This is a genomic window from Stenotrophomonas sp. WZN-1 (assembly GCF_002192255.1).
Taxonomy (GTDB): Bacteria; Pseudomonadota; Gammaproteobacteria; order Xanthomonadales; family Xanthomonadaceae; genus Stenotrophomonas.
The window spans coordinates 3,573,154-3,594,983 of sequence record NZ_CP021768.1; the positions used below are offsets into that span (position 1 = coordinate 3,573,154).

At 67.7% G+C, this 21,830-nt stretch carries 19 protein-coding genes; 3 read left to right on the forward strand and 16 right to left on the reverse strand.

The window, feature by feature from the left end; all coding sequences use genetic code 11:
• Positions 1-6: 6 nt before the first annotated feature.
• Complete coding sequence (locus tag CCR98_RS16755; RefSeq protein ID WP_087923488.1) at positions 7-807, forward strand: MBL fold metallo-hydrolase; 801 nt, start codon at positions 7-9, stop codon at positions 805-807.
• A 62-nt stretch (positions 808-869) separates the two neighbouring features.
• On the opposite strand, the gene CCR98_RS16760 is transcribed toward CCR98_RS16755, so the two are convergent.
• Genes CCR98_RS16760 through CCR98_RS16770 form a run of 3 tightly spaced genes read right to left on the reverse strand, consistent with a single transcriptional unit; the run spans position 870 to position 2,990 of the window.
• On the reverse strand, positions 870-1,433 hold the full coding sequence (locus CCR98_RS16760; RefSeq protein WP_087923489.1) for a hypothetical protein: 564 nt from the start codon (positions 1,431-1,433) through the stop codon (positions 870-872).
• Positions 1,430-2,632: a TonB family protein gene (locus tag CCR98_RS16765; RefSeq protein WP_087923490.1), complete on the reverse strand. Its 1,203-nt coding sequence runs from the start codon at positions 2,630-2,632 to the stop codon at positions 1,430-1,432. The genes CCR98_RS16760 and CCR98_RS16765 overlap by 4 nt, the downstream gene beginning before the upstream one ends.
• A complete protein-coding gene (locus CCR98_RS16770) occupies positions 2,625-2,990 on the reverse strand; it encodes a BlaI/MecI/CopY family transcriptional regulator (protein WP_010484077.1) in 366 nt (121 codons plus the stop codon). Before CCR98_RS16770 ends, CCR98_RS16765 begins: the two co-directional genes overlap by 8 nt.
• 119 nt (positions 2,991-3,109) lie before the next feature.
• Here CCR98_RS16770 and CCR98_RS16775 point away from each other — a divergent pair, with 119 nt between their 5' ends.
• Together CCR98_RS16775 and CCR98_RS16780 are read left to right on the forward strand one after the other, a co-directional pair.
• Positions 3,110-3,667 carry a flavin reductase family protein gene (locus CCR98_RS16775; protein WP_087923491.1) on the forward strand — a complete coding sequence of 186 codons (558 nt, stop codon included), beginning with the start codon at positions 3,110-3,112 and terminating at the stop codon, positions 3,665-3,667.
• Positions 3,668-3,701: 34 nt separating this feature from the next.
• A complete protein-coding gene (locus CCR98_RS16780) occupies positions 3,702-5,654 on the forward strand; it encodes an acetyl-CoA hydrolase/transferase C-terminal domain-containing protein (RefSeq protein ID WP_087923492.1) in 1,953 nt (650 codons plus the stop codon).
• 127 nt (positions 5,655-5,781) lie between these two features.
• Here the strand turns inward: CCR98_RS16780 and tkt are convergent, their stop codons facing one another.
• The 13 genes from tkt to CCR98_RS16845 form a co-directional block, all read right to left on the reverse strand.
• On the reverse strand, positions 5,782-7,779 hold the full coding sequence (gene tkt, locus CCR98_RS16785) for a transketolase (RefSeq protein ID WP_049442708.1): 1,998 nt from the start codon (positions 7,777-7,779) through the stop codon (positions 5,782-5,784).
• 217 nt (positions 7,780-7,996) lie between these two features.
• Positions 7,997-9,316 (reverse strand): dicarboxylate/amino acid:cation symporter, encoded by a 1,320-nt coding sequence (locus tag CCR98_RS16790; RefSeq protein ID WP_014648249.1) that lies wholly within the window; start codon positions 9,314-9,316, stop codon positions 7,997-7,999.
• A gap of 57 nt (positions 9,317-9,373) precedes the next feature.
• Positions 9,374-11,089, reverse strand: a complete 1,716-nt coding sequence (locus tag CCR98_RS16795) for a BatD family protein (protein WP_087923493.1) — start codon at positions 11,087-11,089, stop codon at positions 9,374-9,376.
• Complete coding sequence (locus CCR98_RS16800; RefSeq protein ID WP_087923494.1) at positions 11,086-12,924, reverse strand: VWA domain-containing protein; 1,839 nt, start codon at positions 12,922-12,924, stop codon at positions 11,086-11,088. The genes CCR98_RS16795 and CCR98_RS16800 overlap by 4 nt, the downstream gene beginning before the upstream one ends.
• A complete protein-coding gene (locus tag CCR98_RS16805; protein ID WP_087923495.1) occupies positions 12,921-13,925 on the reverse strand; it encodes a VWA domain-containing protein in 1,005 nt (334 codons plus the stop codon). Before CCR98_RS16805 ends, CCR98_RS16800 begins: the two co-directional genes overlap by 4 nt.
• Positions 13,922-14,371, reverse strand: coding sequence for a DUF4381 family protein (locus CCR98_RS16810; RefSeq protein WP_087923496.1), 450 nt, complete (start codon positions 14,369-14,371; stop codon positions 13,922-13,924). The genes CCR98_RS16805 and CCR98_RS16810 overlap by 4 nt, the downstream gene beginning before the upstream one ends.
• Entirely contained in the window at positions 14,368-15,297 is a 930-nt protein-coding gene (locus tag CCR98_RS16815; RefSeq protein WP_087923497.1) for a DUF58 domain-containing protein, read from the reverse strand. Before CCR98_RS16815 ends, CCR98_RS16810 begins: the two co-directional genes overlap by 4 nt.
• Before the next feature lie 8 nt (positions 15,298-15,305).
• Positions 15,306-16,331: a MoxR family ATPase gene (locus CCR98_RS16820; protein ID WP_087923498.1), complete on the reverse strand. Its 1,026-nt coding sequence runs from the start codon at positions 16,329-16,331 to the stop codon at positions 15,306-15,308.
• A gap of 186 nt (positions 16,332-16,517) precedes the next feature.
• Positions 16,518-18,491, reverse strand: coding sequence for a type IV pilus secretin PilQ family protein (locus CCR98_RS16825; protein WP_087923499.1), 1,974 nt, complete (start codon positions 18,489-18,491; stop codon positions 16,518-16,520).
• A gap of 21 nt (positions 18,492-18,512) precedes the next feature.
• Complete coding sequence (locus CCR98_RS16830; RefSeq protein WP_005418914.1) at positions 18,513-19,046, reverse strand: pilus assembly protein PilP; 534 nt, start codon at positions 19,044-19,046, stop codon at positions 18,513-18,515.
• Complete coding sequence (gene pilO / locus CCR98_RS16835; protein ID WP_087923500.1) at positions 19,046-19,702, reverse strand: type 4a pilus biogenesis protein PilO; 657 nt, start codon at positions 19,700-19,702, stop codon at positions 19,046-19,048. The genes CCR98_RS16830 and pilO overlap by 1 nt, the downstream gene beginning before the upstream one ends.
• Complete coding sequence (locus tag CCR98_RS16840; protein WP_087923501.1) at positions 19,699-20,583, reverse strand: PilN domain-containing protein; 885 nt, start codon at positions 20,581-20,583, stop codon at positions 19,699-19,701. Before CCR98_RS16840 ends, pilO begins: the two co-directional genes overlap by 4 nt.
• Positions 20,583-21,641, reverse strand: coding sequence for a pilus assembly protein PilM (locus tag CCR98_RS16845; RefSeq protein WP_014038321.1), 1,059 nt, complete (start codon positions 21,639-21,641; stop codon positions 20,583-20,585). The genes CCR98_RS16840 and CCR98_RS16845 overlap by 1 nt, the downstream gene beginning before the upstream one ends.
• Between the last annotated feature and the right edge of the window lie 189 nt (positions 21,642-21,830).

The window sequence follows — 21,830 nt, forward strand, 5'->3', positions numbered from 1 at the left end:
GTTCCGATGTCGGTCCAGGTGAAGTCGTTCTTCCACCGTGACAGCAATACCTTCAGCTACCTGGTCAGCGACCCGGCCAGCGGCGAGGCGGCGCTGATCGACCCGGTCCTGGACTACGACCCGGATACCGACGCCAGCAGTGAAGCGCCGCTGCATGCCGCGTTGCAGGCCATCGAACAACAAGGCCTGCAGCTGCGCTGGTTGCTGGAAACCCACGCCCACGCCGACCATGTGTCAGCCGGGCGCCGGCTCAAGCAGCGCTTTCCGCAGGCCACGCTGGCCATCGGTGAAGGCATCCGCGCGGTGCAGGCGACCTTCGCACCACGCTATGGCCTGCAGCTTCCAGCTGCGGATGAGATCTTCGACCATCTGTTCAGCGATGGCGAAACCTTTGCCGTTGGCGAACTGCTTGGACAGGTGATCGCCGTGCCCGGCCACACCAGCGACAGCATCGCCTACCTGATCGGCGATGCGCTGTTCACCGGCGACTCGCTGTTCATGCCCGACGGCGGCACTGCCCGCTGCGACTTCCCGGGCGGTGATGCCGCACAACTGTACCGTTCGATCCAGCGCCTGCTGGCCCTGCCCGATGCCACCCGCGTGTTCATCTGCCACGACTACGGCCCGGGCGGCCGTGATTTCGCCAACGAAACCACCATCGGCGAACAGCGCGCGCACAACATCCACGTGCATGACGGCGTGGCCGAGGCGGAGTTCGTCAGCGTGCGCGAGGCACGCGATGCCACACTGGCCGAACCGGTGCTGATGCAGCCCGCGGTGAAGGCCAATATCCAGGGCGGGGCCTGATACGCACCGGTGCGCTCGGGTAGGGCCCGGCGCTATCGGTTTCCATCACGGACCACGGGCGCTCATTTTCCCTGCGTCCGCACTACATGCTGCCCCTTCACGATCTCGAAGGTGAAGGCGTACTGCAGGGTGACCGCCACCGGCTCGACCCGTTCGGCGCCGCGACAGTCGCCGCGGTCGGCAGGCACCTTGCCAGCCGCGAAATGGCAGACCGCTGCGGACGAGTACTTCCACATCGCCACGGCGTCCTGGGCAGCCTGCAGCAGGGGCGCATTCTCGCGTGCAGCCCCTGCGGCGCAGTCCTGCCGATCGGTCAGCGGCATGCTGCGTTCGACGCTGCCCTGCGCATCCACTACCACCTGCAGGCAGATGGTGGTCGGCGCCAGTTCCGCGCGCGGATCACGATCGCCGACCTCCGGGTCCGGTGCCGCGTAGAGCTGCGGCATCCGGTAGCCCTCGGTCGCACCCAGCGAATACACCTGCAGCTGCCCACTGCCGCCGCCCGCCTGCGGCTGCAGGCGCTGGTGGCCGACATTCTCGCTGCGGGTATCCACCGTGGTCAGCCGCTCCTGGCTCGCGCATCCGGCCAACAGCGCCGCGGTCATCAGCAGCGGCGCGCACTTCACTTCGCGTCCTCGGTATCGTCCATGGCAAAGGTGATCGGAATCTTCACTGCGCCTGCCACCGGCTTGCCGTTCTTCATTGCCGGACGATAGGTCCAGCTGCGCGCTGCAGCGATCGACACCGCGTCGAACACGCCCGGATTGGTGGCACTGAGCACCTGGACATCAGTGGGACGCCCCTGCGCATCCACTTCCACGCGCAGGTTCACCACGCCTACCTGGCGCTGCTCGATCGCAGACTTCGGGTAGGACGGCGGTGGCATCTTGTCGACCTGTATCTCCCGATCCATGACCGCCGCTGCCGGGCTGCCGGCCATCGTAGTGCCCTGGCTGGCCCACGCCACCGCGCCCATTCCCAGGCACAGGCCGACCACCAGCACCTGACCCGACACCCACGGCAATGCCTTCCGCTTGGACTGCTTCAACATGGCGATACGCTCCTTCAACACGGGTTGGCTGCGCCAATGGCAGACCGCGGGCGCAACCGGGTGGACCAGCTGCGCCTTCAGCAGCGTGCCGGCATAAAGGCCACGCAGCGCAGGCTGCGGGGCGATGGTACGGGCATCGCAGGCCAGCTCCTGGTCGCGCAGGAAGCGGCCCGCAGCCCACGACAGAAGCGGGTGGAACCAGAACACCGCGCGCACCAGCAGCAGTGCACCGTTGGCCCAGTGATCGCCATTGCGCCGGTGGCTGCGCTCGTGCTGCAGGATCAGGCTCTGTTCCTGTGCACTGAACTGCTGGTCGAAGTCGGGGCCAACCACGATGCGGGGGCGCCACAGACCGACCAGTGCGGGCAAGCCGGGATCGCCACTGGCCTGCCAGCTGCCATCGGAGCGCGGCCTCAGTGGCCCCATGTTGCGTTCAAAGCGACGCTGCGCGCGCAGGTCGCGCAGAAGGCAGATGCCCATGCCCAACGCCCAGGCCATCAGCAACAACCACGCCCCAGGCAACGACCGCGCAGCCACACCGTCGGCAGCCCCCGGCACCACTTTCAACGGCAACGTCGGCACATGCTGCAACAGCGCAACCTGTGGCAGCGGCAGCAGCAGGGCCACCAGCAGCAGCGGCAGCAGCCACCAGCTGCGGTAGGCCAGCCCGGCCCCCCCCAACCGCACCAGCAGCGGTCGCAGCACCGCCAGCAGGACCACGCCCACTGCCAGCCACAGGCTGGCCTGCCACAGTCCGTCGAGCAGCTCAGTCATGGTCCAGCTCCTGGATCAGCTTCTTCAGTTCGGCGATGTCCTGCGCACTCAGCTGGCCCCGTTCGCTGAAGTGCGCGACCAGCGGCGCCACACGCCCTTCGAAGACACGCCCGATGAAGTCCTGGCTCTGCGCCTCCACCCACGCCTGTCGCTGCAGCAGCGGCCGGTACAGGTAACGCCGTCCATCGCGCTCGGCGGCGATCGCGCCCTTGGTCAGCAGGCGGTTGAGCAGGGTCTTGATGGTCGGCTCGGCCCAGTCGCGATGGGCCAGCGCGGCCACCACGTCATCGGCGCTGCGCGGTGCCTGCTGCCACAGCACTTCCATCACAACGGCTTCGGCTTCGCTGATCGGGGTCATGGTTTACATCCGTAATCGACGGATTGATTACGCGCGTAATCAGACCTCATGTCAAGCCCCTCGACTCCGGGTTCATCCCGGCTGCGCCAGCATGGTTTCCCCCTGCCCCAGGGCCCCGGATGAAAGCACTGCCCAAGAAGGATTTCCCTGTCGAGCAGGCCCGCCGCTTCCTCGAACCCGGCCCGATCGTGCTGGTCAGCACGGCGTGGCGCGGCCAGCGCAACCTGATGACGATGGGCTGGCACATGGTGATGGGCTTCTCGCCTTCGCTGGTCGCCACCTACCTGTGGCACGAGAACCACAGCCATGCGCTGGCGCGCGGCAGCGGCGAGTGCGTGATCAACGTGCCCGGCGTGGAGCTGCTCGATACGGTGGTGGACATCGGCAACTGCAGTGGCCGCGAGGTCGACAAGTTCGCCCGTTTCAAGCTCGACGCGCTGCCCGCGCGCGAGGTCGGCGCGCCGCTGGTCGGGCAATGCCATTCGTGCTTCGAATGCCGCCTGTACGACGACAGCCAGGTGGCAGCGAGCAATCTATTCATCTGGGAAATCGTGCGCGCCCATGTTGCGCCCCGGCCGAAGCTGCCGCGCACGGTGCATTACCGCGGCGATGGGCAGTTCATGGTGTCCGGCGCGGAAGTCTCGCGTCGACGGCGGTTCAAGCCCGACATGCTGTAATGCCCGCACTCCCCCACACGCAGGACCACCGCGCATGACCGAACACCTCACCGACCTGGACGCCGCCGTCGACTGGTTGTTTGCGCGCGTGGACGGGCCGCTGCGGATCGGAGCACCGCTGGCACTGGGCAAGCCGCATCGGTTGCTCAATGCGCTGTACGCGCGCGTCGAACAGGACCCGTCGCGACCGTTGCAGTTGTATACCGCGCTGTCGCTGAACCCGCCGAAGGCACGCGGCAATGGCCTGGAGGCGCGCTTCCTGGCACCGTTCGCGCAGCGCCATTTCGGCGACGATTTCCCGCGCCTGGCCTATGCCGATGCGATCGCGCGCGACGCGTTGCCAGCACATGTGCAGGTGGAAGAGTTCTACATGCAGTCCGGCGCCCTGCTCGGTTCGCGGCAGGCGCAGTCCAGCTACACCAGCCTGAACTACACCCACGCCGCCGATGCGGTGGCGCAGCGCGCGCCGCAGGTGATCGTGCAGAAGGTGGCGATGCGGCCGGACGATCGCCGGCTGTCGTTGTCGTGCAACAACGACATCACCCAGGACACGCTGGATGCGATGAGCGCACGTGGCCTGCCGCGCCCGCTGCTGGTCGCCGAGATCGATCCGCAGCTGCCCTACCTGGGCGGCTCGGCCACGGTCGACGTGTCGTTCTTCGATCTGGTGATCACCCCGCCGCCGCCGTATCCGGCGCTGTTCGGCCTGCCGCGCCAGCCGGTCGGCGACGCCGACTACGCCATCGGACTGTATGCCAGCACGCTGGTGCGCGACGGCGGCACCCTGCAGATCGGCATCGGCACGCTGGCCGACGCGCTCAGCCATGCGCTGGTGCTGCGCCACACCGACAACGCGCGCTACCGCCGCGTGCTGCACGCGCTGGATCCGCAGCTGGCCAGCCACCCCCTGGTGCAGGAAATCGGTGGTGTGGACCCATTCGAGGTGGGACTGTACGGCTGCAGCGAGATGCTCAACGAAGGCTTCCGCCGGCTGGTGCAGACCGGGGTGATCAAGCGCAAGGTGCACGACGACCTGGCGCTGATGCAGCGCATCGAGAACGGCAGCACGCTGTCCATCGACCATGCCACCCTGGCCGCTGAAGGCGAGTACCTGCACGGCGCGTTCTACCTGGGCTCGCCGGAATTCTACGAGTGGCTGCGCACGCTGCCGGAAGACGAGTGCCGCGCCATCGGCATGCGCCGGATCAGCGAGATCAACCAGTTGTACGGTGGCAACGAGACGCTGGAACGCCTGCAGCGCCGCCATGCCCGCTTCTTCAACTCCTGCATGATGGCCACCGCGCTGGGCGCGGCGGTGTCGGACGCGCTGGACGATGGACGCGTGGTATCCGGTGTGGGCGGCCAGTACAACTTCGTGGCGATGGCGCATGCGCTGCCGGAAGCCCGCAGCGTGCTGATGTTCCGCGCCGCGCGCGATGACAAGGGCCGGCGCGAATCGAACGTGCGCTGGAACTACGGCCACACCACCATTCCGCGCCACCTGCGCGACATCTACCTCAACGAGTATGGCATCGCCGATCTGCGCGGCCTGACCGACGAGGACTGCGTGCACGCGATGACCGCGATCACCGAAGCACCGTTCCAGGGTGGCCTGCTGCAGCAGGCCCTCGCCTCGCGCAAGCTGCTGGCAGCTGCGCAACCGGATCCTGAGCGCCAGCAGCGCAATACGCCGCAGGCACTGGCTGCTGCACTGGCACCGTTCCGCGCCGACGGCAGCCTGCCCGACTATCCATTGGGCAGCGACTTCAACGAGATCGAGCAGGTGCTGGTGAAGGCATTGGGCTGGCTGAAGGCCAACACGCAGACCCGCGGCGACAAGCTGCGCACGGTCTGGGCAGCGCTGCGTCAACCTGCCGGCGACGGCGATGCGGTGTACCTGCAGCGCATGGGCCTGCAGGCACCGAAGGATTTCGCAGAGCGCCTGGACGCACGCCTGCTGCGGCTGGCACTGGCGCGTACCGCCTGAGAAAAGGGGACGGAGGGGTTTAAGTCGCATGTGCACAAACGACTTAATCCCCTCCGTCCCCTTTTTCTTCCGGCAACGAGAAAGGCCGGCTTGCGCCGGCCTTTCCCTTGTTGCACCGCGAGGCGGCTTACAGCGCCTTGGCGGCTTCCACCACGTGGGCGGTGGTGATGCCGAAGTGCTTGTACAGCTGGTCGGCCGGGGCCGAGGCACCGAAGGTGTCGATACCGATCACCGCACCGTCCAGGCCGACGAACTGGCGCCAGAAACCGGTGACGCCGGCTTCCACGGCCACGCGCTTGCGCACGGCGTTCGGCAGCACCGATTCACGGTAGGCCGCATCCTGGCGCAGGAACACGTCGGTGGACGGCATCGAAACCACGCGGGTCTTGATACCGGCCGCGTCCAGCTGGGCCTTGGCTTCGGTGGCCAGCGAGACTTCCGAACCCGTGGCGATCAGGATCACGTCCGGGGTACCGGCGGCATCGGCCAGCACGTAGCCACCGCGCTCGATCTGGGCGATCTGCTCGGCGTTGCGCGGCTGGTGCGGCAGGTTCTGGCGGCTGAACACCAGGCAGCTCGGGCCGTCCTGGCGGGTGATCGCGGCCTTCCAGCTCACCGCCGACTCGACCGCATCGCACGGACGCCACACGTCGTTGTTCGGGATGTAGCGCAGCGAGGCCAGATGCTCCACCGGCTGGTGGGTCGGGCCGTCTTCGCCCAGGCCGATCGAGTCGTGGGTGTAGACGTGGATGGCGTGGGCCGGGATCAGCGCGCTCATGCGCACGCCGTTGCGGGCGTAATCGCTGAACACCAGGAAGGTGGCGTCGAACGGAATGAAACCACCGTGCAGGGCAAGGCCATTGGCGATCGCGGTCATGCCGAACTCGCGCACGCCGTAATACACGTAGTTGGCGTTGGCGTCGTCGCTTGCGACCGACTTGCTGCCCTTCCACAGGGTCAGGTTGGAGTGCGCCAGGTCGGCCGAGCCGCCGACGATTTCCGGCAGCAGCGGGGCATAGGCTTCGATGGCCAGCTGCGAGGCCTTGCGCGAGGCGATCGTCGGGCCTTCAGCGGCCACCTGGGCGATGTAGGCATCGGCCTTGGCAACGAAGTCGGCCGGCAGCTCGCCGTGCGAACGGCGGGTCAGCTCGGACGCTTCAGCCGGGTACTGGCTGGCGTACTTGTCGAACAGCTGTTCCCACTCGGCCTGGCGCAGGGTGCCGGCGCCATTGGCGCGCCAGCCGTCGTAGATCGCCTGCGGGATCTCGAACGGACCGTATTCCCAGCCCAGCTGCTTGCGGGTGGCTTCCAGCTCGTCCTTGCCCAGCGGTGCGCCGTGGCTGGATTCCTTGCCCGCCTTGTTCGGCGAACCGAAACCAATGGTGGTGCGGCAGCAGATCAGGGTCGGCTTGTCGCTCTGCGACAGCGCGGCCTCGATGCCGGCCTTGATGCTTTCCGGGTCATGGCCATCGACGTCGCGAACCACGTTCCAGCCATAGGCCTCGAAACGCTCCGGGGTGTTGTCGGTGAACCAGCCCTCGACGTTGCCGTCGATGGAGATGTGGTTGTTGTCCCAGAAGCAGACCAGCTTGTGCAGGCCCCAGGTACCGGCCAGCGAGGCCGCTTCATGCGACACGCCTTCCATCAGGCAGCCATCGCCCATGAACACCCAGGTGCGGTGGTCGACCACTTCCAGCTCCGGGCGGTTGAAGCGCTGTGCCAGCAGCTTCTCGGCCAGGGCGAAGCCCACGGCGTTGGCGAAACCCTGGCCCAGCGGGCCGGTGGTGGTTTCCACGCCCGGGGTCTCGTGGCGTTCCGGGTGACCGGCGGTGTGGCTGCCCAGCTGGCGGAACAGCTTCAGCTGCTCGATCGGCAGGTCGTAACCGCTCAGGTGCAGCAGCGCGTACTGCAGCATCGAACCGTGGCCGTTGGACAGCACGAAACGGTCGCGGTTGAACCAGTGCGGGTTGCTCGGGTTATGGCGGAGATAGTCGTTCCAGAGGACTTCGGCGATGTCGGCCATGCCCATGGGCATGCCGGGGTGGCCGGACTTTGCGGTTTCAACCGCATCGGCGGCAAGGAAGCGGATGGCGTTGGCCAACTGGCGACGGGTAGGCTGCGTCATGGTTCTGTCGGAATCGGGAGGCGGCCGCGGACGTGCGGGCGGCCTATTGTCCCATAGTCGCCGGGTGGGGGGGGTCGGTTCACCTTGCCCGGTCGTGCCGGCCGCTGGCCGGCAGTTGCACGATCGCCGCCGGATTCCGCATGTGAAACGGGGTCGGAGCCCTTTCCCCGCGGAAAGGAATCCGACCCCGATCAGGCCGCCAGCAGTGGCGCGGGACTCAGTCCTGCTGCGGGCCCAGCGCCGGGCCGTCGTGGGACTCGCCCTTGGCCACCAGCGTGGTCAGGGCCAGGTCGCCGGTCACGTTCAGCGCGGTACGGCACATGTCCAGGAAGTGATTCACGCCCAGGATCAGGCCGATGCCCAGCGGATTCACACCGACCATCGCGCAGATCATCGCCACCACCGGCAGCGATCCCGACGGCACGCCGGCGGTACCGATGCCACCGAGGATGCAGACCGCCATCACCATGATCTGCTGGCCGATGCTCAGGTCCACGCCGAAGAACTGGGCCAGGAAGATCACCGTCACACCCTCGAACAGCGCGGTGCCGTTCTGGTTGGCGGTGGCGCCCACGGTCAACACGAAGCGCGACACCCGCTGCGGCAGGCCCATCTGGTCGGCCACGCGCAGCGCGGTCGGCAGGGTCGCGTTGCTGGAGGCGGTGGAGAACGCCATCACCGTCGCTTCCTGGGTATCGCGGAAGAACGACAGCGGCGAGCGGCCCGACAACCAAACGGCGGTGCCATAGGTCACGATCATGTGCAGGCCCAGCGCCAGCACCACCACGCCCACGTAGGCACCGAGGCGGATGATCAGCTCGAAGCCGAACAGCGCGGCCAGGTTGAACATGAAGCAGGCCACCGCGTACGGGGCCAGGCGGATGACCAGGTTGATCAGGGTCATCGAGATTTCGAACACGCCCTCGATGGCGCGGCGCAGCGGGGCGACCTTCTCGTTGTCGGTCAGCACCATGCCGATGCCGAACATCAGCGCGAAGAACATCAGCGACAGGATCGCGCCGTTGTCCGACGCCGCCTGCAGCACGTTGCTCGGCACGATCGACAGCAGCATGTCCATGCCCTTCGGCGTGCCATGGATGCCAGCGACAATCTCCTTGCTGCGCTCGGCGTTCTCCGACAGCATCAGTGCTGCCGTCTGCGGATCGACGCCCGCACCCGGCTTGAGCAGGTTGACCAGCACCAGGCCGATGCCCACCGCGATGCCGGACAGCAGCACGGTGTAGGCCAGCGTCTTCCAGCCGATGCGGCCGAGGGCGCGGATATCGCCCATCTCCGACACGCCCATGATCAGCGCCGAGAAGATCAGCGGCACGATCAGCATGAAGATCAGGTTGAGGAACAGGCCCGACGCCGGGGTGGTGACGTAGTCCATTACCCACTTGGCACCGGCCTGCAGACCATCGACGCTGCCGCCCAGGGCGTGCACGATCAGTCCCAAGACCAGGCCGATCGCAAAGCCGATGCCCATCTTCCAATGCAGGGGCAACTTCTTCTTGTCGGCAGCAGCTGCTGTCATACGCGGGTTTCCTCGAAAAATGAATGCACTCTAACAAAGCGCACAAGCGGCGCCGGTTCAGGTTCGCCGCGGTGGATACAGCGGCGCCAGGCCAGTGTCTGCGGTGCCCGTAGCCGCCGACCAGTGCGGTCCGTCACGGAAGGCCTCGCGCAGGCGCGAACGCAGCGGCGCCAGATCACCCTGCCCGCCCCAGCGCGCCTGCTGCAGGTCCTGCAGCACCTGGCGCTGGGCTGCATCCCCAAGCCGCGCGATGACCTGCTCGATGCGTTCAACACCGGCCATCGCACACAGCTGTGCTTCCACCTGGTCGAAGCCTTCGCCATCCAGCGCGCGGCGCAGTTCGGCCAGGCCGGCACGTCCGCTCGCCACAGTCGGCACAGATGACTTGCCGGCTGCAGGCGCCGCCGCACGCGGGCGGCGACCTCTCTGCCAGCCCCACAGCAGGGTCAGCAGCCACAGCAACGCCAGGCCGATGGCCGCCGCCATCCACGGCCACGGACGCTCGGACAGGCCGCTGGCACGCGGATCGGTCGCTGCGATGCGGCTATCCTGGCCATCGGTACCGGGCAGCGCGGCGTCGGTGTCGATCGGCGGCAACGGTGCCGGTGAGGCAGTGCCAGTAACGGTGCCGGCCGCGACGGCCAGCGTCAGGTCCGGCAGCTTCGCCTCCTGCGCCTTGCCGTTACGCACATCCCACCAGGGCAGGCGCGGCCCCGGCACCACCAGCGAACCCGGCTGGCGCGGCACGATCGAATAACGGCGGGTGATCTTCAGGCGTGGCGTACTGCCGTTGAAGGTCTCTTCGTACTGCGCGGGTTCGGCGAACACCTGCGCATTGGCGCCGACATCCGGCACCGGCAGGTCGGTGAACTGCGCGCGCGTCGCGCCTTCGGCAACCGCTTCGACCACCACGTTGGCCGCCTCACCGGTGCGGGCACTGGTCGGCGCACTGGTGTAGCGCAGTTGCAGGCTCTGCAGGGGCAACCACGGCTGCGGGGCCTGCGCCGGCTGTGCCTGCACCTGCAGCGTGCGGTCGGCGCTGGTGGCATTCATGCGACCATCGCCGCCGCCGAAGAAATCATCGAAGAAGCCACCGGCACTGCGGCCACTGAACCGCGCACCGGCCAGCTTCAACGCGCCACTGCGCTCGGGGATCAGCAGGAAACGCCGTTCGACCACGTTGTAGCGGCGCCCGTTGACCTGGCGCACATCGGTGCGATCGTCGCCCACGCGCTGCAACGACGCGCCCGCGGGGGTATCCAGCACCAGTTCGCCGGAGGCCAGCTGCGAGGCGAAATACAAGCGCACCACCACGCCCACGCTCTGCTGCACATACGGCGTATCGTCATCGACAACGGTTTCGATGAAGGCCATCGCATTGCTGTCCGGCCCGGCCACGACGGCCGCATCCACCTGCAGCGTCAGCGGCGCGGTGCGCACACTGCCCACCTGCAGGCCCGGCACCACCAGCGCACCGCTGCGCCGTGGGGTCAGCGCCACGCCATACAGATTGCGCTGCTGCATGCTGCCATTGCTCCACTCCACCTGGCGGCTGCTGGTCTGCCCGCTCAGGTCGAAGTCGGTACGCAATGGCGTGAAGTCTGGCGCGCCCTGATCGCTCTCGACATTGAGGGTGACGGTGTCGCCCATCGCGATGCGGTCGCGGTCCAGCCACGCGCGCGGCTGCGCCCAGGCGATGAGCGGCAGCCACAGCAGCAGCGCCGCCAGCACCTGTCGTGGCCAGTGCCCGTGCATCTTGATCGCCCGCGTCATCGCCCTTCCCTCTTCCTGCGTTCGTTTTCCAGTTGGAACTTGGCCCGCAGCAATGCGCCCGGATCATCCGGCACGCGTCGCATCCACGCCTCCACGGCCTGTTGCTCCTCGCGCTGGCGCGAGGTGGCGCCCTCGCTGCCTGGCACGGGCTTGCCCTCCTGTTCGGCCTTGCCCTCGCGTGCCTGCTGCATTGCCTGCTGCATGCGCTGGCGTTGCTGTTCGTCGGCCTGCGCCTGTGCCTTGGCATCCTCCACCTGCGGCGGCGCCTGCTGGCCATCGCGACCACGCTCGCCAGGCTGTGGGTTCGACCGCGGGGTGTCATCGCCAGGCTTGGATTGCCCTTGCTGGCCTGAAGACGGCTGGCCCTGCCCGGGCGACTTCTGGCCCTGCTGCGGCTGCCCCTGTGGGTTCTGCTGGCCCTGCGGGCTCTGCGGTTGCTTCTGCTGCCCGTTCTGCGGCGGCTTCTGCTGATCCTGGCCCTGGCCGCCACCGGATTGCCTGCGCTTGCGTGCAGCATCGACCACGGCACGGTTGGCCACCGCATCGGCCATGCCCGGATGCAGTGCCAGCGCACGGTCGTAGGCGGCAATGGCGTCGTCGTAGTGGCCTTCGCGTGCGAGCGTGTTGGCCAGGTTGTACCAGCCGGCATCGTTGTCGATGCCTTCGAACAGTTTGCGTGCAGTGGCGAAATCGCCGTTGCGGTACGCCTGAACACCTTCGGCCAAGCGCTGGTGCTGCACCTGGTCGCTACGCTTCCACAGCGTGCCCTGTGCCGGCTGTGAGGCAGGCGTCGCAGGGGCCTGCGCCTGCGCGTCATTCATCCACGGCAGCAGGCCGACCGCGAGCACCGCGGCCAGCACCGCGCGACGACGGAAGGCCAGCAATGCCAGCAGCATCACCGGCGGCAGCAGCCAGAAGCCTTCGTCACGCCACTGCTTGCCTTCGCCCGGCCGCTGCGCCGCCGTGCCTTCGCGCGCGTCGAGTACACCGAGCGCACGCAGATCACTGTCATCGGCGGAGATGCGTGCATAGCGGCCGCCCCCTGCAGTGGCGACCGCACGCAGGCTGCCCTCATCCAGCGCAGCCTGGCGGATCTGCCCACTGCCATCGCGGTAGGCCGCACCGGCAGGCGTGCCCAGGCCCAGCACCGACACCTGCAGGCCCAGGCTGCGCGCCTGCGCCGCCGCGAGTGCAGCTTCGCTGTCCGCCTGATCGCTGACCAGCAGGATCTGCCCCTGCAACGCACCGATCTGCCGCATCAAGCGTGCCGCCCAGTCGATGCCGCGGTCGGCACGCTGGCCATCGCGCGGCATCACGTCCGGCGACAGCGCATCCAGATACAGCGCAACATTGCTGCCGTCGTCGGTCAGCGGTGCCACGGTGTAGGCATCATCGGCGTACACCACCAGCCCCACCTGCCCGCCTTGGCGTGCGCGCAGCAGCTCGCCCACTTTCGCCCGCGCCTGCAGCAGGCGCGACGGTGGCAGATCGGTTGCGGTGATCCGGCTGGACAGGTCCAGTACCACCAGCAACGGTGCGCTGGCCTGGAACATCGGTTGTGCCTGCTGCCGCCAGCTCGGACCGGCCATGGCCAGCGATGCCAGCGTCCAGCCGAGCAGCACCGCCCAAGGCAGACGTGCCCGCCGCCTTGCACCGGCGGCCAGCAGGTGCGGCAACAGATGTGCGTCCACCGCCTGCCGCCACACATCACTGCGCCGTTGCCGGTACAGCGCCAACGCGATGATCAGCGGCAGCGCCAGCAGTGCCCACAACCACTCGGGCCGCAGGAAGTGCAGCGCGTCCCAGTCGGGAAGATTCGAAGCAAACGCGATCATCGGCGACGCTCCGGCCACAGCCAGGCCAATGCGCCCAGCAGCAACGCCAGGCCCAACGGCCACGCATAGCGCTCCTCGCGCGGGCGCAGGCTCGGGCCCTTTGCGGCCACTGGCTCCAGGCGATCAAGCTCGGCATAGATGCCGGCCAGCTGCGCGGTGTCCCGCGCACGGAAGAACTGGCCGCCGGTCATGCTGGCGATCTTCTTCAGGGTGGCCTCATCGACCGGATCCTGGTCGGTGGAAATCGGAATGCCGAACAACCGCATGCTGCCATCGCCGCCAAACGCAACGGTGTGGATGCGCACGCCTTCGGCGCGCGCCACTTCCGCGGCGCGCAGCGGTTCCAGCACACCGGCATTGCTGACACCATCGGTCAACAGGATCAGCACCCGCTGCCCCTCCGGCTGGCTGCGCAGGCGCTTCACCGCCAGGCCGATGGCATCACCGATGGCGGTCTCGCGCCCGGCCAGGCCGACCACGCTGTCGCGCAGCTGGTCGCGCACGCTGGCCAGGTCCGCGGTCAGCGGCGTGAGCGTGTAGGCGCGGTCGCCGAAGATCAGCAGGCCGACGCGGTCGCCGGCACGACGATCAAGGAAGTCGGCCAGCACGGCCTTGGCTGCGGTAAGGCGATCCACGGCCTGGCCGCCCAGCACCATGTCGCCCTCGCCCATGCTGCCGGACACATCCATCGCCAGCATCATCTGCCGGCCCTGCTGCGGCGGCGTGACGGCTTCGCCCAGCTGCTGCGGTCGCGCCAACGCGATGCACAGCGCACACCAGCCCAGCCACAGCAGCAGCGTGCGCAACCACGACACGTCAACACGGCCGCCACCAGACAGCGCTTCCAGTTCAGCAGCCGCATAAGGCACCCGCAGTGCGGCGCCCGGTTCTGCACGGCACTTCCACCAGTGCATCAGCAGCGGCAACGGCAGCGCCAGCAAAGCCAGCGGCCATGCCAGCTGCAGGTCCGGCCATGGCCAATAGGTCGTCCACAGGTTCATCGGCGGCGCTCCAGCAGCATCGCCAGATAGCGTTCGCGGGCCCAGCTGCGAACAGCGGCCACGTCGTTGCTGTCGACGCGCGGTCGATAGGCGCCTTCGGCCAGCAGGCTGCGACGTGCGGCGGGCAGCGTGCCCTGCGGGTCCACACGCTGCCACCAGGCGTCATCGCGCAGCGATTCACTGCCCGGCGCCGCATGACGCGCGGCCCGGCGCAGCAGCCCTGCGATCGCCGCCAGTTCTGCTGCAGCGTCGGTGGTGGCTGCCAGCTCCTGATCGAACAGCTGCAACCAGCGCTGGCGACGGCGGCGACGCTGCCACATCACCACGGCGATCACCAGCAGCACCAGCACGACCGCTGCGCCGATCATCAGGTAACCGGGGGCGGGCGGCCACCATGACGGTGCCGGTGGCAGCTGCACATCGCGCAGCGGCAGAGCGGCGCTCATGCCGGCACCTCGGTCGGCGACGGCGCGAGCCAGGCGTCGCTGGGCGCATCGGAGGACAGCACCTGCACGTCGACGCGGCGCGCGCCGAGCTGGCGCCGCAGTTCCTGCAGCGGCTCGACAAAATGCGCCTGCCAGTGTGCCTGCACGTCGCTGCGGCGCAGGTCGAGGCCGATACGCTGCTGTGCGGTCTGGAACTGCAGCGCCGCCGAGGGGGGATGCAGCTCCAGTGGATCGACCAGCAGCACCAGGCTGAGGTCGTGATGCTGGGCCAGCGCGCTCCAGCGCGCCGGTGGAATACGGATGGCCTGCTGCGGATCGGCCAGCACCAGCATGCGTGCCCCGGGGCGCAGCACGCGACCGGCATGATCCAACGCGCGCTCCAGGCCCAGATCGTCGGCAGGCGGCTGTGCATACCAGCGGGTAAGCGCGTCGAGCACGCGCAACACGCCACGTGGGCCACCGGCAGGCGCGATCGGCGCTTCGCGGTCGCTGCCACGCAGCGCACCCACGCGATCACCACGGCGCTGCGCCGACCACGCGGCAACAGCACCGGCGCGTGCGGCCTGCACTGATTTGAAGCGCACGCGGGTGCCGAAGTACAGCGCCGGCGAGGTATCGGCCACGATCAGGCTGACCCGCTCGCGTTCGGCCTGGAACAGTTTGGTATGGGCGCGGCCGGTGCGTGCGGTCACGCGCCAATCGATGTGGCGCGCGTCGTCGCCAGCTACATATTCGCGCGACTCGGCGTATTCCATGCCGCGGCCGCGCAGTTGGGACGGTGCCTGGCCCGCGTTGCCGGTGCGGCCACGGCGCGGCGGCGGCGGACGCTGTGCCAGCCGCCGTAGCGCGACCAGTTCGGCCAGCTGCGGGCGCAGCCCGTCACCTTCGAGCGCGGACGGTGCCTGTTCCAGGGATGGATCGGTCATGCGCAGGCTCAGGGTGCCGGCACCCGGGCCAGCAGCTCCTGCACCAGGCGCTCGCCGTCCCAGCCCTCGGCGGTGGCTTCATAGCTGGGCAGCACGCGATGGCGCAGCACGTCGGCGGCGACCGCACGCACGTCATCGGGGGTGACGAAGTCGCGGCCGGCCAGCCAGGCGCGCGCACGTGCGCAGCGTTCCAGTGCGATGGAGCCACGCGGGCTGGCACCCCAGGCGATGCGGCGGCCGAGGCCGGCGTCATAGCGCGACGGGTCGCGCGAGGCCAGCACCAGTTCGATCAGGTACCGCTCCAGCGCCGGAGCCATGTGCAGGTCCAGCACTTCGCGGCGGGCATCGAACACGTCCTGCATCGGCATCTTGTCCGGCGCCGGCGCGGCCTCGCCCAACGCGCCACGGGCGCGCTCGCGGGCCAGCCGCAGGATTTCCGATTCGGCCGCCTGGTCCGGGTAGCCGATGCGCACATGCATCAGGAAGCGGTCCAGCTGCGCTTCCGGCAGCGGGAAAGTGCCTTCCTGCTCGATCGGGTTCTGCGTGGCCATCACCAGGAACAGCGGCGGCAGCGCATAGGTGTGGCGGCCAACGGTGACCTGGCGCTCGCCCATGGCCTCCAGCAGCGCCGACTGCACCTTGGCCGGTGCACGGTTGATCTCGTCGGCCAGCAGGATCGGGTGGAAGATCGGGCCAGGCACGAACTCGAATCGGCCTTCCTGCGGGCGCCAGATCTCGGTGCCGGTCAAGTCGGCCGGCAGCAGGTCGGGGGTGAACTGCACACGGGCAAAGTCTGCTTCCAGGCGCGAGGCCAGTGCACGGATCGCCGTGGTCTTGGCCAGGCCCGGCGCGCCCTCCACCAGCAGGTGGCCGTCGGCCAGCAGCGCGATCAGCAGGCGTTCGACCAGTGCCGCCTGGCCGACGATCTCGGTCGACAACGCATCGCGCAACTGGGTGAACGCCGCATGCAGGCGGGAAGTGGTCGGCGCGGGCGGCGGCGAGACGGTTTCGGGCATCGGCGGTGGCAGGTTCATGGGGGCCTTTGACCGGCGCAGGATGGCACGGGTTCCCGACATCATCGCAGGGTGCCTTGCGATTGGCATCAAGATCGGCTGAACAGCCATCCGCGCAGGGCGTAGATCTGCTTCGTGCATGCCGCCAGCCCAAACGGAAAAGGGCCGCACGGGGCGGCCCTTCTTCGAAGACTTCGGTGCGTTGCCTCAGTTCTGCTTGGCCACGCGCAGCACCTTCGGGGTGACGAACACCAGCAGCTCGGCCTTGTCCTTGTTGCGACCGCGCTTCTTGAACAGGTTGCCCAGGAACGGCACGTCGCCCAGGAACGGCACCTTGCTGATGCTGTTGCGATCGGTGAACTCGTAGACGCCACCGATCACCACGGTCTGCCCATCCTCGACCAGCACCGCGGTGTTGACTTCGCGTCGGTTGATCGACGGCACGGTGCCGTAGCCCTCCAGCTGGATCAGCTGGTCGACTTCGTCCTTCTTCACCTGCATGTTGAGGAACACGCGGTTGTCGTTGGTGATGGTCGGGGTGACCTTCAGCTCCAACACCACTTCCTTGAACTGCACGTTCGGCGTCGCCACGCCGCCCGCGGTACCACCGCTGATGGTGACGTAACCGATCTCCTTGCCCTGCTTGATCATCGCTTCGCGCTGGTTGGTGGTGACCACGCGCGGGTTGGAGATCACCTCGCCTCGCGACTCCTGCTGCATGGCCGACAGCTCCACGTCCAGCAGGTAACCGGCATTGAGGATCGACAGCGCCAGCGAACCCGGGTTGCTGGCGGCGGCCACCGGCAGGTTCCAGTTCAGGCCACGGGTGATCGCCGAACCGGACTTCACCGGCGGCGGGCCGACCCGGCCACCGGCTTCCCAGTCACGCTCGGCCTTGGCATTGGCCAGGTCGGTTGCGACCTGCGACTTGCGGGTCTCGGCATTGGCATCCAGGCTGCCGCTGAAGTACACGTTGTCACGGCTGCCGCTGACACCGAACTTCGCGCCCAGCTCGCGGGCGAAGGTATCGGTGGCGATGACGATGCGGCTTTCGATCAGCACCTGGTCGACCGGGCGGTCGATCACGTTGATCAGCTCGCGCATGCGCGCGATCTTCTTCGGGATGTCGCTGATCATCAGCGTGTTGGTGCGCTCGTCGGCCACGATGCGACCACGCGAGGACAGGAAGCCACTGTCTTCCTGCGAGGAACCACCACCACCGCCACCACTGCCACCACCACCGCCGCCGCCGCCGATGCCCTTGGCCTCGGTCAGCGCTTTGAAGATCTGCGTGGCGCTGTGGTAGTTGATCTGGATGTAGTCGGTCTGCAGGTCTTCGCGGTTCTCGATGGCGATGCGCGCGTCTTCCTTTTCCTGCTCGAACTTGGCCAGTTCAGCCTGCGGCGCCACCCAGATCACGCTGCCGTCGCGACGCTTGTCCAGGCCCTTGGCGCGCAGGACGATGTCCAGCGCCTGGTCCCACGGCACATTGACCAGGCGCAGGGTCACGTTGCCCTGCACCGAGTCGGACGCCACCACGTTCAGGTTGGACTCCTCGGCGATCAACTGCAGCACGGTGCGCACCGGCACGTCCTGGAAGTTGAAGGTCACCGGCTTGCCGGTGAAGCCGCGCTGGCCGACGGCCTTGGCCGCCTGGGTGACGCTGCCGGCGGTGACCGCACCCACGGCGGCCTGGGCCTGCCGCGGGCTGATCTCGACCACGTACTCGTTGCCGCTCTGGTAGGCCAGCGATTCCACGGCGCCGCCAGTGCTCAGCACCAGCTGGGTGCCGGCACCGGACGGCTTGGCGTCGATGCGCTGTACCGGCGTGGCGAAGTCGGTGACGTTCATCGGCTTCTGCAGGTTGGCCGGCAGCCGGGCATTGCCGACGTCGACCACCACGCTGTTGCCCTGCGTGCGCAGGTCAGGGATCGCGCCCTGCCCGTCGAACTGCACGATCAGGCGCCCGGCGCCGTCATCGCCACGCTTGAAATCGATCTTGGCCACCGACAGGCCGGCCGGCGCGGCGGCCGGTGCCACGGTGGCGCCCACCGGCTTTTCCGCCGGTGCGGCGGCCAGCGCCGGAGCGCAGGCCAGCATCAGCGCGACTCCCAGCGCGCTGACACGGTTCAAGGTAGAGCGCCGGATGGGACGCAGCCCCTTGGCTTGGTGAAAGGTCATCGTGCTATCCCCAGTAAACGATCATTGATCTTCAAGCGAGAGCGTTGCCGGCCGTTCCAGCCAGCCACCCGCGCCATCCGGCACCAGTTCGATCAGCTCCACGCGGTCTTCGAAGACCGCCGTGACCCGCCCGTCGCTCTGCCCCAGGTAACCGCCCGGGCGAACCCGGTAGGTGACCTTGTCCGGCCCCATCACCAGCGCCACGGTGCCTGCACCGGTGCCGATGGTGCCGACCATGTCCAGCGCATCCAGCGGGAAGCCTTCCAACGGCTCCTTGCGCCGGTTCGGGTCCGGTCGCAATCCGCCATTCCCCTGCTGCGGATTGGTCCAGGCATCGGTGAACGGATCGCGCATGCCCTGCGCGGAGTATTCAAAGGTCTCGAACTGCTGCATCACCGGCAGCGGCTCCAGCGGTTGCGCCGGTCGCGCACGCTCGCCTTCCACCCACTTCTCAAGGTTCGGTGCGTCGCCGGGCGTGCTGGTCACGCCACGGCCGCAACCGGCCAGCAGCAGCACAGCCAGCACCATCGCACCACGTACGGTCTGCGCGCGCATCACTTCTTGCCCTCCTTGCCAGCGTCGGCCGCCTGCTGCGCCTGCACCTCGGTCTCGTCCAGGTAGCGGTAGGTCTTGACCGTACCGGACAGTTCCAGTGCACCGCTGCGGACGTTGCCGCCGCTCTTTTCCTTGGGCTTGAGGTTGATGTCATGCATGGTCAGGATCACCACCCGCGGCAGCGAGGCCACGCCACTGACGAACGCACCGAACTGGTGGTAACTGCCCACCATGCGCAGCTTGATCGGCTTCTCGGCGTAGAACTCCTTGATCTGCTCCTGCTCCGGCTCGAACAGCTCGTTGGTCAGGCCGCTGGACAGCGCGGTCTGCGAGATGTCGATGATCAGGTCGGGCATTTCGGTCTTGCTCGGCAGCTGCCGCAGCATCTGCTGCAGCACCTGCTCCATCTGCGCCAGCTGCTGCTTCAGCGGCCCCAGGTTCACCGCGCGTTCCTGCTGCTTGGTGAACTCGGTGCGCAGCTCGGTTTCCTTCGATTCCAGGCCGGCCAGTTCCTCGCGCTTGCCGCTGATCAGCAGCATCCACGCCACGAACATGATGACCAGTGCCAGCAACGAGCAGAAGACGATCTTGGCCTTCTGCGGCCAGTTGCCGATGTCGTTGAAATCCAGGTTCTTGATGTCGATCTTCTGGCTCATGCGCGGTCCCCCTGCAGCAGCGCATTGAAGGCCTGCGGCGGCTGCGCCAGGCGGCTGCCCTCAGGCTTCGGGGCAGGTGCTGGGGCCGGCGCGGCGGCCGGTGCGGCCGGCTGGTTGGGCTTGGCCGGAGTGGCCGACGGTGCAGCGGCCGGTGCGGCGGGAGCCGCTGCCGGCTGGCCTGCTGCCGGAGCCGCAGGCGTCGCGGCATCCGGACCTGCGGCCAACGGAGCCACCGGTGCCGGCGCAGCCGTCGCCACCGAGCCATCGGCGTTCAGGCCCGGCGTCGCCGAAACCTCTTCGCTCTGTGCCGGCAGCTTCACCTTGACCACGAACACATACGGCAGCGCCTTGATGTCGGCCAGCGGGCCGGCCTTGCCGTCCTTGTCCTTCTCCGGGTCACGCGCTTCGATGATCGACAGCTCCGGGTTGGTCATCCAGCCGGACGTTTCCAGGTTGCGCATGTAGGCCGAAACGCGGGCGTTGGACTGGGTGCGGCCTTCCAGCGTCAGCACATCCCCTTCCTGCTTCAGCGCGGTCAGCACCACACCATCGGGGATGGTGCGCACCAGCGCGTCGAACAGGTGGACCATCTGCGAGCGCTTGGCCTGCAGTTCCTCGATCACCTTCTTGCGGGCCAGCAGGCGTTCCTTCTGCGCGTCGAGGCGGTCGATCTCCTTGTTCTGTTCCTTGACCTTCTCGATCTCGGCTTCCAGATAGGCGTTGCGGTCCATCTGGCCGCTCACCTGACGGTCGTAATAGAACCAGATCATCAGCGACAACAGCAGGCCACCGACAGCGGCCATGCCCAGCATTGCGTAGAACTCGCGCTGGCGTTGCTTGCGCCGCTCGGCGCGCCAGGGCAATAGATTGATGCGTGCCATCAGTCAAAGCTCCTCAGCGCCAGACCGGTCGCGATCATCAGCGCGGGGGCGTCCTGGGCCAACGCATGCGCGTTCACCTTCGGCCCCAGGGTCATCTGCGCCAGCGGGTTGGCGACCACGGTCGGCACGCCCAGCTGTTCCTCGACCATCTCCGGCAGGCCACCCAACACGGCGCAACCGCCGGCCAGCACGATGTGATCGACGCGGTTGAATTCGCTGCCTGCATAGAAGAACTGCAGCAGGCGGCTGATCTGCTGGACCGTGGCTTCCTTGAACGGCTCCAGCACTTCCATCTCGTAGCTTTCCGGCAGGCCGCCCTGGCGCTTGGCCAGCCCGGCTTCCTCGTAGCTCAGGCCATAACGGCGCATGATCTCGTCGGTCAGCTGCTTGCCACCGAACACCTGCTCGCGGCTGTAGAGGCTACGGCCGCCGCGCAGGACATTGAGGGTGGTCATGGTGGCGCCGATGTCGACCAGCGCGACCACGCCGTCGATGGACACCGGCAGCTCGCTGGCGACCAGGGCGTAGGCGTTCTCGACCGCGAAGGCCTCCACGTCCATCACCTTGGCCTGCAGGCCACCGAGTTCCAGCGCGGACTGGCGCAGCTCGACATTCTCCGAACGCGACGCGGCCAGCAGCACCTGGACCATCTCCGGATTGTTCGGGATCGACCCGATCACCTCGAAGTCCAGGTTCACTTCCTCGATCGGATACGGAATGTAGTTGACCGCTTCCAGCTCGATCTGGGCTTCCATGTCGTTTTCGTCGAGATCGGCCGGCATCGGGATCACCTTGGTGATCACCGCCGACCCCGCGACGGCGGCAGCGGCCAGTTTGGCCTTGCTGCCTGAGCGGTTCATCGCCCGGCGGATGGCCTCACCCACGGCCTCCACTTCAACGATGTTCTTCTCCACCACCGCATTCGGCGGAAGAGGTTCCACAGCATAATGTTCCACGCGGAAACGATTGCCGCTGCGGGACAGCTGCAAAAGCTTTACCGCAGTCGAACTGATGTCGACGCCAACAAGCGGCGACTGACTTTTTGGGATGAGCCCCACGGTTTCTCCCCTGCCGACGGGCACTTGGACGCAAGAGCTGCGTCCGCGCATTAATAACGTATTCTTAGCAAATGGCAACCGCCCTGCTGTGAAATCCCTCACGGATTCACGATGCAGCCCCTGGCAATTCCCCTTGCGCTCCCCGGTGCCGACCCCAGCCGCCACCTTGCGTAATCTATACTCTGCGAC

Excerpts from the sequence above, each read along its gene's own strand:
- CCR98_RS16840 (WP_087923501.1), bottom strand. The coding sequence starts at position 20,583 with ATGGCACGCATCAATCTATTGCCCTGGCGCGCCGAGCGGCGCAAGCAA.
- CCR98_RS16770 (WP_010484077.1), bottom strand. The coding sequence starts at position 2,990 with ATGACCCCGATCAGCGAAGCCGAAGCCGTTGTGATGGAAGTGCTGTGG.
- CCR98_RS16800 (WP_087923494.1), bottom strand. The coding sequence starts at position 12,924 with ATGATCGCGTTTGCTTCGAATCTTCCCGACTGGGACGCGCTGCACTTC.
- CCR98_RS16780 (WP_087923492.1), top strand. The coding sequence starts at position 3,702 with ATGACCGAACACCTCACCGACCTGGACGCCGCCGTCGACTGGTTGTTT.
- CCR98_RS16795 (WP_087923493.1), bottom strand. The coding sequence starts at position 11,089 with ATGACGCGGGCGATCAAGATGCACGGGCACTGGCCACGACAGGTGCTG.
- tkt (WP_049442708.1), bottom strand. The coding sequence starts at position 7,779 with ATGACGCAGCCTACCCGTCGCCAGTTGGCCAACGCCATCCGCTTCCTT.
- CCR98_RS16825 (WP_087923499.1), bottom strand. The coding sequence starts at position 18,491 with ATGACCTTTCACCAAGCCAAGGGGCTGCGTCCCATCCGGCGCTCTACC.
- CCR98_RS16790 (WP_014648249.1), bottom strand. The coding sequence starts at position 9,316 with ATGACAGCAGCTGCTGCCGACAAGAAGAAGTTGCCCCTGCATTGGAAG.
- CCR98_RS16805 (WP_087923495.1), bottom strand. The coding sequence starts at position 13,925 with ATGAACCTGTGGACGACCTATTGGCCATGGCCGGACCTGCAGCTGGCA.
- CCR98_RS16810 (WP_087923496.1), bottom strand. The coding sequence starts at position 14,371 with ATGAGCGCCGCTCTGCCGCTGCGCGATGTGCAGCTGCCACCGGCACCG.
- CCR98_RS16765 (WP_087923490.1), bottom strand. The coding sequence starts at position 2,632 with ATGACTGAGCTGCTCGACGGACTGTGGCAGGCCAGCCTGTGGCTGGCA.
- CCR98_RS16820 (WP_087923498.1), bottom strand. The coding sequence starts at position 16,331 with ATGAACCTGCCACCGCCGATGCCCGAAACCGTCTCGCCGCCGCCCGCG.
- CCR98_RS16755 (WP_087923488.1), top strand. The coding sequence starts at position 7 with ATGTCGGTCCAGGTGAAGTCGTTCTTCCACCGTGACAGCAATACCTTC.
- pilO (WP_087923500.1), bottom strand. The coding sequence starts at position 19,702 with ATGAGCCAGAAGATCGACATCAAGAACCTGGATTTCAACGACATCGGC.
- CCR98_RS16775 (WP_087923491.1), top strand. The coding sequence starts at position 3,110 with ATGAAAGCACTGCCCAAGAAGGATTTCCCTGTCGAGCAGGCCCGCCGC.
- CCR98_RS16830 (WP_005418914.1), bottom strand. The coding sequence starts at position 19,046 with ATGCGCGCGCAGACCGTACGTGGTGCGATGGTGCTGGCTGTGCTGCTG.
- CCR98_RS16815 (WP_087923497.1), bottom strand. The coding sequence starts at position 15,297 with ATGACCGATCCATCCCTGGAACAGGCACCGTCCGCGCTCGAAGGTGAC.